The following is a 12508-nucleotide window of genomic DNA, read 5'->3' as shown; positions in this document are numbered from 1 at the left end:
ACTCGGTTCTGCCAGGACATCAACATGAAGCTGGCATAACCCTGAAATGGTGTCAATAAATATAAACCGACCAATTTTTGATACCTAGTATTTTGATTGCTAGCGGTTTACAAATTCGACGATGGTTAAGAAAATTTGTTTTTTACAAGTATGTACAAGCGTACATGGTTAAATGATTGTACAGTCTGCGCCGGCGGACCATCGGGTCATATCAAGCAGGTAAGCGTCAGTAATCCACTTGAAGCGTGAGGGAAACGCTGTACGCCCCCACCCGCAGACCATTAGCTAAATGCCAGTCCGCCGTTGATGTCCAGGTTACCTCCGGTGATGAAGGAAGCCTCGTCAGAAGCCAGGTAGGCCACCAGGTCGGCGACTTCCTCGGCCGCGCCCTCCCGCTGCAGGGGTGTTTTGGCGGCCACCGCCGTGCGGACTTCCTGTTGGGTGAAGTCGTCGTGGAATTTGGTGCCGATCAGCCCCGGGCAGACCGCGTTCACCCGGATGCCTTTCGGACCAAGCTCCTTGGCCATGGCGCGGGAAAAGGTGGTCACGGCCCCCTTCGAGGCGCTGTAGAGGGCGGAGCCTCCACCCCCGCCGTCGCGGGCGGCCTGGGAAGACAGGTTGACGATGGCGCCACCGCGGCCCATCAGGGATTCGAAGGCCTGGCTGACGAAGACGGTGGATTTGAAGTTGACGTTCATGACCAGGTCGAAGAACGCCTCGTCGAATTCGGAGAGGGTTTTGCGGGCGAAGAGTCCCCCGGCGTTGTTCACCAAGATATCGACCCGGTCCCCGAAGGCCGCGACGGTTTCCGCCTTTAGCCGATCGATCTCTTCCAGCTTTGATACGTCGGCCCGCACGGCGATGGCCCGCTGGCCACCAGCCTCGATTTCCCGTACGGTTTCCCGGGCACCGGCCTCGGAACTGAAGTAGTTAACGACTACGCTGGCGCCTTCGCGGGCCAGTTTGAGGGAAATGGCCCGGCCTATGTCCCGGGAGCCGCCGGTTACGACGGCGACTTTTCCTTTGAGTTTCTGCATTGGGTATGGATTTTGGGGGTCAGATGCCGAGGGCCTGTCCGCCGCCGATCTGGATGGTTTCTGCCGTGATGAAGCCCGCGTCCTCACTGGCCAGGAAGGCCACTACGGCCGCTACGTCGCGGGGCTGGCCGAGACGACCGAGCATGATGTTGTTTTTCCAGGAAGCGAAGACCTCGGGTTTGGTAGACTTGATCTGGGCGTGGAAGGGAGTATCGATGGTGCCCGGGGAAACGGCGTTGACGCGGATGCCGTACTCGGCCAAGTCCTTGGCCAGGGCCCGGGTGATGGCGTGTACGCCGGCCTTGGAAGTTCCGTATATGCCCGCTCCCGGCCCGCCGGCGTTCCAGGCGGCGTTGGAGGTGAAGTTGATGATGGTGGGGTGGTCGCCGGCCTTCAGGTAGGGAATGGCCGCCCGGGAAACGAAGAATACCGAGTCGAGGTTGAGGGCCATCACCTTGCGGTAGAAGTCGGTGGTCATCTCCTCGAAGCGTGACCTGCCGCCCAGTCCGCCGGCATTGTTCACCACGATATCGAGCTTGCCGTGCTTGTCGCCGATGGCCCGGAGATTCTGGTTCACCGCCTCCTCGTCCGTGACGTCGAAGGTGTAGTACTCGGCGGTGATGCCCGCGTCCTCCAGGGTTTTGAGCCGGTCGGCCCCGCTTTCATCGTCGATTCCGTTGAGGATGACCGTGCAGCCCTGCTGTCCGAGCTGTTGGGCGATTTCGAAGCCGATGCCTCCGGTCGCTCCGGTAACGAGGGCTGTCTTTCCAGTAAATTTCATAGGTAGGATATTTATAATGCCTGTAAACGTTATGGTAAAGTTTGCCGGGGCAGGCAGCCCTCCCGGCGGCGATAAAAGCCCATCCACCGGCCGGATCCGTCCGCGTTATCGGATCGGACCACCGGTGGATGGGTACAAATCGATCAATAACCGTTATTCTGAGTAATCACGCCGAAGCTGGCCAGCACCTCCGAGACCGGGATGGGGAAGAGGTAGAAGTCCGGATTAACGGACTGTCCCATTTCCTCGCTTACCGTGCCGGTCCTGACCAGGTCGAACCACCGCTGCCCCTCGAAGGCCAGTTCCAGCCTTCTTTCATCCTGGATGGCCTGGCGCACCAGGGCCTGGGTATTGAGTACGGTGTGGTCGAGGGGATCCAGCCCGGCACGGGTCCGGATCGGATCCAGCAGGTCGAGCACTTCTTCGGGGGAGGCGCCGAGTTCGTTCAGCGTTTCGGCGTAGAGCAGGATGACGTCCGCCAGGCGGATTTCGATCCAGTCGTGGTCGGGGCCGCCCGTCTGGGGGTACTTGGCCGAGGAGGTCAGGGTGGAGGTGTCGATCACTACGGGGAAGCGGAGGTCCGGGGTATTCACCCCACCGAAGGCCTCGATCAGGTCGGGGTCGAGTGGCTGGAGCGACTTGGTGTCCAGGCCACCGTACCACGACCAGAATTCCGAGAAGCCGTATTCGTCGGTGATCGAGCTGGAGATCTGGGTGGCGAAGATTACTTCCGAGTTCAGGTCGTTGTCGACGCCGAAGATGTCGGCGTAGTCGGCCTGCAGGGCTACGCCCGCTTCAGCCGCTCCATTGATGGCGTTGGCCAGGGGCGCTTCGGCGCTCTGGTAGTCGCCGAGCTGGACGTAGACTTTGCCGAGCAGGGCCTGGGCGGCGAGCTGGGAGGCGCGGCCGACGTTCAGCCGGGAATTGTCCAGGGCGGCGATGGCGTCTTCCAGGTCAGGAATGATCACGTTGTCGTAGATCGCCGCGGCCGGCTGCCGGACCAGGATGGATTCGTCCGTTACGCTGGGGGAGGCGGTGAGGACCACGGGCACGTCGCCGAACACCCGGACGAGCTTGAAGTAGGACAGGGCCCGCAGGAATTTGGCTTCGCCAACCTGATTTTCGCTGTCGGAATTCTCGATCACGTTATTCGCGCTCAGGATCGACTTGTACAGGGCCGTATAGAAGGGGCCGAAGAACTGGTCTTCCATGGACGTCAGGTTCGGGCCGAAGAGGTCGAACTCGGTGTAAGGGGGCTCCAGCATGATGGCGTTGTCGGCCCGGAAGTCGCCCATTACGGCCATGGGCGTGACGGAGCCCAGCTGGTAGTAATAGGCCGCGTTCAGCACGCCCGCAAAATCCGTCAGGGAGTTTGAGCTGGCGATGTTCGGGGGAGCCTGATCCAGCTTCTCGCAGGCCGACGTCAACAACAGGGCGGCCAGAATTGCATACAGTGGTTTCATGATGATATTCTTTAGAAGTTGAGGTTCAGGCCCAGGGTGAAGCTTCTGGCCACCGGGCTGGCGCCGACCTGGACGCCGTAGGTGGTGGGGCCCAGGTAATCACTTTGGGTGGTCTCGACGCCTTCGGGGTTAAGGGAGGTGTAGCTGTCCGACATCAGGTACAGCAGGTTGGTGCTGGCTAGGTAGACCCGCAGGGAATTCACCCGGCTGCCGATTCCCCCTTGGGGGCTGAAGGTGTAGCCGATGGTGGCGTTGCGCAGGGCCAGGTAGGAGGCGTCCTGCACCTGGGCGTCGAGCTGGTTTCTCGACTGGGTGTAGTGGAGGCCGTTGTGGTCGGCAATACCGTCGTTGTCGGCGTCGAAGCTGGACATCAGTCTTCCCCCGAATTCGGAGCGCCAGTAGATCTGGTCGATGTTGAAGACTTCCCCGCCCTGGGCACCCTGGAACTGCAGCGACACGTCAAAGTTGTTGATGGTCATCTGGCTGTTCAGGCCGTAGTAGAAATCGGGGGTGTTCTGACCGATCTTGACCAGGTCGCCGCCCTCTTCGACGGTGCGGTTGCGGTCAATGACGCCGTCGCCGTTCTGGTCGACCACGTAATACTCCGAGCTGTTGAGGCCGATGGCGCGGGTGGGGTCCGCGATATACTCGGATTCCACGATTCCGATGGTTTCCAGTCCCCACATTTCACCGATCTCCCCGCCGACGTAGTTGCGGAATACGGGCCCGCGGCCGGACTGGCCGTAGATGACCCGGGGCAGTTCGTCGAGTCCGCCGAGGTCGGTGATTTCGGAGTTCACCGTCGAAAGGTTACCGCTGACGTTCCAGCGGAAGCCGGGCTTGTTCACCAGGGCCGCACCCAGTTCGAGTTCCACCCCGGAGCTGCGTACGTCGCCGGAGTTGATCGCGATGGAGGTGGTGCCCAGGACTTCGGATACGCTCTGGTTGATGAGGATGTCCTCAATGTCGGAGGTGTAGTAGTCCACGCTCAGGCGGAAGCGGTTGTCCAGGAAGCCCATATTCAGGCCGTAGTTGGTTTCCGTATTCGTCTGCCAGGTCAGGTCGGGGTTGGCCACGTCCGAGGGGATGAGGAAGCCGGTGCCGAAGATCGTGGCCTGGGGGTTCAGCAGGCTCAGGGAGTTGTAGGCCCCCAGGAAGGAGGTGGTGCCCAGGGAGCCGATGCTGTACCGCAGTTTCAGGTCGGTCAGCAGGGCGGAGTTGTAGAACTCCTCGTTGTGGACGTTCCAGCCCAACGAAAGGGCGGGAAAGGTTTCAAAGCGGTTGTTGGCGCCGAAGCGGGAGTCGCCGTCCCGCCGGACGGACACCGAAGCCAGGTAGCGGTTGTCGTAGGCGTAGTTCACCCGGCCGAAGACGCTGCGGCGGGCAATGGTCTCGTCGCGCTCCGATACGGAAATGTCCGCCGGGTTCAGCAGGGCAAAGTTCTGCGGCTGGCCGAAGGGTACGTTCGTACCGTTCAGGGAGATGCCGTCGAGGTAAAAGTTCTGGAATTCCAGACCGGCAACGGCGGATACGTCGTGCTGGCCAATCACCCGGGCGAAGTTCAGGGTGGTTTCGCTCAGTACGGACGAGCGGGCCACGTCGGTCTGATCCAGGGCGGTCTGGTTGGAGCGGGCGCGGGAGTCGAACTCCAGTCCGCGCCAGAAGTAATCGCGGGTATCGCGGCGGTCCGCCCCTACGACGGTGCGGATGTTGAGCCCCTCTATGATGGAGTACTCGAGGTAGGAGCTGATGTTGCCGAACAGCGTTCTTTCGTAGCGGTCGGTGTTGTCGAGCTTGGTGGCGGGCCCCGCGTCCCCGGATCCGCCAATGCCGTTATTGCTCCGGCCGTAGTGCCAGTCCTGGGCCGTCATACCCGGTTCCAGCGTATAGATGCTGTTGTTGAAGGGGGCGTCGCCGCCGCGGTAGCCGGAGTCGAAGGAAGCGAGGCCCAGGGCCTGGGCTTGCTGGTCCAGCTGCTGGACGAACGCGATGGACGCTTCCGTATGGTAGATGGGGTGGATGCTGTAGGCCCGCAGGAGGTCCCGCATGTCGTGGCCCACGATGTCGCGGTCGCCGAGGTAGCCGTTGAAATTCAGTCCGGTCTTGAAGCGGTCGTTCAGTTTGGCGTCGACGTTCAGGCGGGCATTATACCGCTCGAAGCCCTGGGTGATCACGATGCCCTGGGTATTGAGGTAACCCAGCGAGGCGTAGTAGTTCACGTTCTCGGTGCCGCCGCTGATGCTGAAGTCGTGGCTGGTGCTGTAGCCGCTGCGGAACAGCCAGTCCTCCACGGCAACGACGTCGGGGGCATTCTCGTAGGCGTTCAGCATGTAGTTGAGGTAGTCGGGTTCCACCTCCGCCACGTTGTAGGTGCCGTTGGCGATGCCGGCCCGCAGCTCGCTGGCCCACTCCCCGGAGGTCTTGAGTTGCTCCACGTCGCTGACGTAGCGGTTCGAGGTGCTCGCGTAGGCATTGTAGCTGATGGTCGGCGGGCCCGTCCGTCCACTCTTGGTGGTGACCAGGATGACGCCGTTCGCGCCCCGGGAGCCGTAGATGGCGGCCGAGGCCGCGTCCTTCAGTACTTCCAGGCTCTCGATATCGTTGGGGTTGACCGTGGCCAGGCTGCCGGAGATTGGGTAGCCGTCCACAACGATCAGGGGGTCGGAATCGCCCGAAATCGAGGAGGCGGCCCGGATCTGAATCTTCGGATCCGCGCCGGGAGCGCCGTCCTGGTTCTGGATGAGTACGCCCGACAGCTTGCCCGCCAGGGCTTCGTCCACCCGGCTGGCCTGGATGGCGGCTACGTCCGCCCCGCCCACCTGGGCAATGGCGCCGGTGTTGTGCGACTTCTTGCGGGTACCGTAGCCGACGACGACGATCTCCTCCAGCATCTCCGTATTGGGCTGCATGACCACGTCGTAGGTCGTAGCGGCGCCCACCGTGACCTGCTGGGTCTGGAAACCCGTGTAGCTGAAGGTGAGCACGGTACCCTCCTCGACGTTCAGGGTGAACTGGCCGTCCAGGTCGGTGATGGTACCGCTGGTGGTTCCCTGTACGGTGATGGATACCCCGATAAGGGGCAGGTTGTCCTCCGCGGAGGTGACCGTGCCGGTGATTTCCTTCACGGCCTCCACTGGACGCGCTTCCGCGGGGGTAGGTGTAGCGGCCCCTGCGCCAATGGGGGCCATAGCCAGGGACAAGAGCAGGAGAAGGGGGAAGAGCAGGACGCTGCCCCGGCCTGTATGGCGTAAGGGTAAGTTTCTTGTGTACATGATCGACAATTAGATGGATGAAGGCGCGGACTTCCCTGGGGGGAGTCGCTGGTGCCCGCAAATGCCGGATGGCGGCTCTATGGGGGCGAGGTACCGGTGTTCCGGCTCAACTCAAATTCCGATGTGAAGTATAGCGTTATGAGTTATCGGGAAGCCCGTCCGTGACTTACCCGGGTGCTGCAGTTACCATCGTCTGCCGGCGTCGACGCACCTTGTATACCGCTTCCCGGGCACTAGACTGGCCCGACGTGAACGCACGCCTTTGGAGGAACGGACTTAAGGTTAAAATTGGTCGACCATGAATTGGTCAACCAATAATTGGTCAACCAAATATACATCCTTTTTTCGTCCCGCCAAATGTTATTGAATTTTTTTCCGTGGAGATGGGGCTTTTGTTCCAGTAAGAGATGGGTCGGCAACAATTCTTCCTGACTAGCAGAATGATGTCCGCTGTCGAGTGGGCGGAGGCCAGGACGTCCTTTATTACCTCCACTAAGTTTTTGGCACCCGCCATAAAATTGGTTGACCAATAATTGGTAAACCAATTTTCCCTACCTTGTTGCTCGTTAACCGACGATCATGCCTCCCAAACCCCGTTCCCTGCCCCTTACGAACTGTACGTTTCCGGTGCCCCCGGCGGTGTAGCTGCGGACAAACCGCCCGTCCCGGCTATATTCGTTGCCGTGGGACCCGCGGCCCCGCCAGCAGACAAGCCTCACTTCACCCTGCCCCATTGGGGGATCCAGAACTTTTTTGCGCGAACGCGGGTGCCAGGTTGAGCGGAAATGCCGGCATTCACTGAACACAATACCCTTTCCCCATGCGAGTAGTCACCTTCGGCGAGATCATGTTGCGCCTCAGCACGCCGCGGCACCAGCGGTTCCGTCAGGCCAGTACCATGGAAATCGAATACGGCGGGGGAGAGAGCAACGTGGCTGTCTCCCTGGCCAATTACGGACAGGATGTAAGCTTTGTCTCTCGGCTGCCGGACAACGACCTGGGGGAATGCGCCCTGCGGTCGCTGCGCGCCGCGGGCATCGACACCACCCACATCGTAAGGGGCGGCAAGCGGCTGGGGCTGTATTTCCTGGAGACGGGCGCGGTACAGCGGCCTTCGAAGGTGCTGTATGACCGGGAGGACAGCTCCATGGCCACCGTCTCTCCGGGCGACATCGACTGGGATAGGGCGTTTGAGGGGGCATCCTGGTTTCACTGGTCGGGCATCACCCCGGCGGTAAGTGCCTCGGCGGCGGAGGTCTGCCGGGAAGCCTGTCGCGCCGCCGCGGAGCGGGGCATCACCATCAGCGTAGACCTGAACCACCGCAGCAAGCTGTGGCAGTACGGCAAGTCGCCGGCCGAAGTGATGCCGGAGCTGGTCGACTACTGCGACGTCATCGTGGGCGGGAGCTTCGAGGCGGCCCACTATTTCGGCGTCAGGGTAGAGGACGACAGCGACTTTCTTTCTCTGGCCAAGGCCTTGGGACAGCGGTTCCCCAAGGCCACCCGGATCGTCACTACCCTGCGGGATTCCATCTCCGCCAGCCACAACACCTACAGCGCCCTGCTTTGGGATGGCACGGAACTCCACAGCAGCCCCACTTACCAGCTCACCCACATCGTGGACCGGGTGGGCGGCGGCGACAGCTTCATGGGGGGCCTCATTCACGGCCTGCTTTCCTGGCCGGGCGACCTGACCTACGCACTGCGCTTCGCGGTGGCTGCCGCGGCGCTGAAGCACACCATCCCCGGCGACGTCAACCTGGTCACCGCCGAGGAGGTCATTTCCCTGATGCAGGGAGACGGCAGCGGACGGGTGCGGCGGTAATTGGCTCTGCCAAACAGTCAGACATCGGATGCTGTCCTCATGCCACCCTGTCAGACATCGGATGTCTGACAAATTGGCATCGCCCGGTTTTCTCATATGCCGGCAATAAACCCTACCCCCGCGGCACAAAAACCTGCTACAAGTCTTCCCATCATCCAATCCTGTGAAAAACTGCTTTATTCCGCCCCCGACAACATCCGATGTCTGACAAGATGGCACCCAACCGACATCCGATGTCTCACCAACTCCCCGTTCACTATCTTTGCCCCCTAAATTCAAGGAGATGAAATTCGGCGTAATCGTTTTCCCCGGCAGCAACTGCGACGACGACATGGTCCACGTGCTCGGCACCGTCCTGGGCCGGGAGACCGTCAAGCTGTGGCACAAGGAAGAAAGCCTCGGTGACCTCACTACCGACGACTGCATCATCGTGCCGGGCGGCTTCAGCTACGGCGATTACGTACGCGCCGGTGCCGTGGCCCGCTTTTCGCCCATCATGAAGTCGGTCATCGACTTCGCCAACCGGGGCGGCTACGTGTTCGGCATTTGCAACGGCTTCCAGATCCTGTGCGAAGCCGGCCTGCTGCCCGGCGCTCTGCTGCGCAACCGGGAGCAGAAATTCATCGCCAAGAACGTCTACATCCGCGCCGAGACCGACAACGCCCCCACCAACCGGCAGCTGTCGCCCGGACAGGTGCTCCGCATCCCGGTGGCCCACGCCGAAGGCCGCTACTACGCGGATGAGGACACGATCTTCCGCCTGAACCAGAACGACCAGATCCTCTTCCGCTACTGCGACGGCGCCGGAGAGGTGAACCTGGAAAGCAACTACAACGGCTCCATCGGCAACATTGCCGGCATTTGCAACGAGAACCGCAACGTCATCGGCATGATGCCCCACCCGGAACGCGCCAGCGAGGAACTGCTCGGCAACCGGGACGGGCTGATCATCTTCCAGAGCTTGGCCAAGGCGGTGGCCGCCGCCAACTAGAGGACTAACGGACAAACAGTCTAAAGCCCCCCCTAAATCTCCACGCCCCGTTCCCGGAGTTCGCGGCGCAACTGCTCCGGATTTTCGAAGCGGATGGTGTCCAGCCCTTCCCGGCGGGCCGCTTCCACGTTGCGGAGGCTGTCGTCGATGAAGACGCAGCCGCCGTAGCCCTGGAGGTCGAACCGCTCGTGCAGCAGGCGGTAGATGGCCGGATCCGGCTTCTGGAGCTTCACTTCCCCACTGACCATGATTTCCTCGAAGAGGTCCAGGAAGTCGAAGGTCTCCCGCGCCCAGGGGAAGAGCTCGTGCGACCAGTTGGTCAGGGCCAGGAGGCGGTACTTGCCCGAGGCCTTGAGCTGCTTCAGGATCTCGACGCTGCCCTCGATGGGGCCGGTGATGGTTTCCGTCCAACGGTCGTAGTAGATGCGGATCTCCCGCTCAAACTCGGGGTGCCGCTCGATCAGCTCCCGGGTACCCTCCTCGATGCTCCTGCCGGCGTCCTGCTTCTCGTTCCACTCCAGGGTAGCTACGTTCGCCAGGAAGTAGTCCACCTCTTCGCGGGTCTCGAATACCTGCTCAAAGAGGGCGCGGGGTTGCCAGCCGATGAGGACGTTGCCTAGGTCGAAGATTATGGTGTGGAGCATGGTCAAGGGGTGAAGGGGTGAAGGACTGAAGGACTGAATGGGTGTTGCATTTGCCCCTCGCTTCGCTTGGGATGGTAAAGGGGCCACGGGGTCAAGGACTGAATGGGTGTTGCTTTTGCCCCTCGCTTCGCTCGGGTGAAGGAAATGCATCTCTCCCTTGCTGCGCTCGGGCCGGGGTGCTGCCATGATCCCTCGCTTTGCTCGGGTGGGGGCGTTGCCTGGCTTTCTCCCGATTTATGGCACCTGCGACCGCGCCGGAAAGTTAGGCGGTTGGCGCTTTTTGCCGGGCGCGGAAGTAAAGAAACAGGCCGAGGATTACCAGGGGGAGGCTGAGCCATTGTCCGGTGGTGAGGGCCTGGCCGAAGCCGCCCTGGTCGCTCTTGAAGTACTCCCAGAGGAAGCGGAAGCCGAAGATGAGCACGAACCACAGGCCGGTGAGCAGGCCGGGTTTGTTGCGGGCATCGGTCTTCCAGTAGAGGGTGATGAGGATGGCGAAGGTGAGCAGGTAGCTGAGGCTCTCGTAGATCTGTACCGGGTGGCGGGGCACGTCGGCCAGGCTCGGGGGCATGGCGTTCACGAAGAGGAAGGCCCAGGGGGCGTCGCTGGGGGTGCCGACGATCTCGCTGTTCATCAGGTTGCCGAAGCGGATCATGGCCCCCACCAGGGCGATCGGGGCGGCTACCTTGTCGCTGATCCAGAAGAAGGACTTCTTGCTGATGTACCTGCTGAAGAGCCACAGGGCGGTGACTACGCCGATAACGCCGCCGTGGCTGGCCAAACCGCCCTCCCAGATCTTGAGAATGTCACCTGGGTGCTGGCTGTAGTAATCCCACTGGTAGAACAGGATGTGGCCCAGGCGGGCGCCCAGGATGGTGCCGGCGATGAGGAAGTAGAAACAGTAGTCGAGCCACGCCTCCGGGGCCCCTTCCCGCAGGAACATCCGGCGCACCATCATGAAGCCCAGCAGGAATCCGATGGCGAACATCATGCCGTACCACCGCAGGGTGAGGGGGCCGATGGAGAATATTTCGGGGGACGCGTCCCAGGTGATGTATAACAGCATATCGTGGTTCAACACCCTAGGAGGACATGGGGTAGGCCCGCTCGAGGTGTTCCTCGATCAGGCAGAAGCCCGCCCCGGTAGGGTTGATGGATTTGGCGCTCCGGAATAGCGCGGTAGAAAAGTGGTAAAGGTTCTGGGTGCCCCGTACGCGGAAGTCGCGGTCGACGGGCGCGCGCTCGTCCTCGCCCATGCGGATGAATCCTACGGGGTGGTAGGTGTCTTCCAGTTTCTCGTATTCGTGGATGTCGGTAAAGAGTTCTTCGTAGCGGTGGCCCTCGGCGTCGAGCACCTGCTTGACCTTCTTCTTGGCTTCGGCGATGGCCGCGCGGTCGCTGCGGCTGACCTTCCACTTGACGTGAATGCCGGGCTCGCCGAACCGGTCGGTTTCCTGGGAGATCAACACCTCGTTGTCGGTTTCGTCACCCTGCTCAATGTCGAGCTGCAGGCTCCAGTCGTTGCGGTGGATGTGCAGCTTGCGCCGGAATACCAGTTTGCTGCCAAACAGGGCCAGAAACTTGAAGCTTTGGACCACTTCTTTTAAACTGGCGCCACCCTCCTGCCGCCCGAACATGGCTTTTTTGAGGACGGTGAAGGCCGCAACGTCCTTGTTCGGCACCACGTGGGCAAAGTTGACCCTTCCGCCCTGGGTATTGACCAGCAGCCGTTTGGTGAACAGGGAGGATCCGATGAAACGGGGGGTAAAATCCACGCCGTGCAGTACGGGCGGGGAATTCTTCACCCGGAAGAGTTCGACGCTGACGTGGTCGCCGAGGTTCTTGCCGAGGTCCGTCCGGGCCAGGGTACCATTGTCGAGCTTGCGCAGCAGGCGGCAGCTTTCCAGGGCACCGGAGGTGAGGTAGAAGCGATCCGCCTCGACCACGGAATCGGTACCGTCGACCGCCCGGATTTCCACCCCACTGATCGTCCCGTCGGGGGCGGCGTTAAAGCCGGTTACCCGGCTGTTCTTGAGCCAGCGTACGGCCGCCTTGTCTTTCTTCCCCAGCCGCTTGAACAGGTTCCGCTTGAAGTAGCCCAGCCAGATGCCGTTCTTGACCCGGGGGTCTTCCTTTTCCCGCAACTTCTTCTTCCTGCCCAGGAGCTCCCGGAGCACCCGCCCCCGGTGGCGGTTATTGAGTTCCACTACGTAGTTCCAGTCCGGATCGTCCGTCTGAATGTCCCGTTCATCGAAGAAGAGGATTTGTCCGCCCCAGCGGGCCGAGGTACCGCCGAGGCCGAAATACCTTCCGAAGCGCGACACCTTGCTCGTATCCGAGCTGGTAGCCAGGCCGATTTCCTCGGAACTCCTAGTGGTTTCGTTGCCGACCTCCACGACCGTGATGTCCAGGGCGTCACCGTGGCGCTCCCGGAGTTGCCGCAACAGGTAAGATCCGTAGGTGCCGCAGCCGATAATACATACACTAGGTCGGTCCAT

The 12508-nt window shown here is 61.4% G+C and carries 9 protein-coding genes; 2 read left to right on the top strand and 7 right to left on the bottom strand.

Annotated features, from left to right (window positions below; genetic code table 11):
- Positions 1-281: 281 nt before the first annotated feature.
- From CGL56_RS16275 to CGL56_RS16260, 4 genes are all read right to left on the bottom strand, one after another.
- Positions 282-1037 carry an SDR family NAD(P)-dependent oxidoreductase gene (locus tag CGL56_RS16275; RefSeq protein WP_099107644.1) on the bottom strand — a complete coding sequence of 252 codons (756 nt, stop codon included), beginning with the start codon at positions 1035-1037 and terminating at the stop codon, positions 282-284.
- Positions 1038-1056: 19 nt separating this feature from the next.
- Positions 1057-1818: an SDR family NAD(P)-dependent oxidoreductase gene (locus CGL56_RS16270; protein WP_099107643.1), complete on the bottom strand. Its 762-nt coding sequence runs from the start codon at positions 1816-1818 to the stop codon at positions 1057-1059.
- 143 nt (positions 1819-1961) lie between these two features.
- Complete coding sequence (locus CGL56_RS16265) at positions 1962-3281, bottom strand: RagB/SusD family nutrient uptake outer membrane protein (RefSeq protein ID WP_099107642.1); 1320 nt, start codon at positions 3279-3281, stop codon at positions 1962-1964.
- An 11-nt stretch (positions 3282-3292) separates the two neighbouring features.
- Entirely contained in the window at positions 3293-6553 is a 3261-nt protein-coding gene (locus tag CGL56_RS16260; protein ID WP_245184192.1) for a SusC/RagA family TonB-linked outer membrane protein, read from the bottom strand.
- Between the two features lie 820 nt (positions 6554-7373).
- Between CGL56_RS16260 and CGL56_RS16255 the strand changes: the two genes are divergently transcribed.
- Together CGL56_RS16255 and purQ are read left to right on the top strand one after the other, a co-directional pair.
- Positions 7374-8378, top strand: coding sequence for a sugar kinase (locus CGL56_RS16255; RefSeq protein WP_099107640.1), 1005 nt, complete (start codon positions 7374-7376; stop codon positions 8376-8378).
- Positions 8379-8661: 283 nt separating this feature from the next.
- Positions 8662-9369, top strand: a complete 708-nt coding sequence (purQ, locus tag CGL56_RS16250) for a phosphoribosylformylglycinamidine synthase subunit PurQ (RefSeq protein ID WP_099107639.1) — start codon at positions 8662-8664, stop codon at positions 9367-9369.
- 32 nt (positions 9370-9401) lie between these two features.
- On the opposite strand, the gene CGL56_RS16245 is transcribed toward purQ, so the two are convergent.
- The 3 genes from CGL56_RS16245 to CGL56_RS16235 form a co-directional block, all read right to left on the bottom strand.
- Positions 9402-10013, bottom strand: a complete 612-nt coding sequence (locus CGL56_RS16245; RefSeq protein ID WP_099107638.1) for an HAD family hydrolase — start codon at positions 10011-10013, stop codon at positions 9402-9404.
- Positions 10014-10275: 262 nt separating this feature from the next.
- Positions 10276-11076 (bottom strand): prolipoprotein diacylglyceryl transferase, encoded by an 801-nt coding sequence (gene lgt / locus CGL56_RS16240; protein WP_099107637.1) that lies wholly within the window; start codon positions 11074-11076, stop codon positions 10276-10278.
- Between the two features lie 16 nt (positions 11077-11092).
- Positions 11093-12508, bottom strand: coding sequence for a GMC oxidoreductase (locus tag CGL56_RS16235; protein WP_099107636.1), 1416 nt, complete (start codon positions 12506-12508; stop codon positions 11093-11095).

The sequence above is a fragment of the Neolewinella marina genome, from assembly GCF_002631205.1.
Classification (GTDB): Bacteria; Bacteroidota; Bacteroidia; order Chitinophagales; family Saprospiraceae; genus Neolewinella; species Neolewinella marina.
Note: the sequence above shows the minus strand (reverse complement) of the source record. Positions and strands in the feature narration are given on the sequence as shown.

What these genes read in the sequence shown, in the direction of transcription:
- CGL56_RS16265 (WP_099107642.1), bottom strand. Translation starts at nt 3,281, where the DNA reads ATGAAACCACTGTATGCAATTCTGGCCGCCCTGTTGTTGACGTCGGCC.
- CGL56_RS16260 (WP_245184192.1), bottom strand. Translation starts at nt 6,553, where the DNA reads ATGTACACAAGAAACTTACCCTTACGCCATACAGGCCGGGGCAGCGTC.
- CGL56_RS16275 (WP_099107644.1), bottom strand. Translation starts at nt 1,037, where the DNA reads ATGCAGAAACTCAAAGGAAAAGTCGCCGTCGTAACCGGCGGCTCCCGG.
- lgt (WP_099107637.1), bottom strand. Translation starts at nt 11,076, where the DNA reads ATGCTGTTATACATCACCTGGGACGCGTCCCCCGAAATATTCTCCATC.
- CGL56_RS16235 (WP_099107636.1), bottom strand. Translation starts at nt 12,508, where the DNA reads ATGGACCGACCTAGTGTATGTATTATCGGCTGCGGCACCTACGGATCT.
- CGL56_RS16245 (WP_099107638.1), bottom strand. Translation starts at nt 10,013, where the DNA reads ATGCTCCACACCATAATCTTCGACCTAGGCAACGTCCTCATCGGCTGG.
- purQ (WP_099107639.1), top strand. Translation starts at nt 8,662, where the DNA reads ATGAAATTCGGCGTAATCGTTTTCCCCGGCAGCAACTGCGACGACGAC.
- CGL56_RS16255 (WP_099107640.1), top strand. Translation starts at nt 7,374, where the DNA reads ATGCGAGTAGTCACCTTCGGCGAGATCATGTTGCGCCTCAGCACGCCG.
- CGL56_RS16270 (WP_099107643.1), bottom strand. Translation starts at nt 1,818, where the DNA reads ATGAAATTTACTGGAAAGACAGCCCTCGTTACCGGAGCGACCGGAGGC.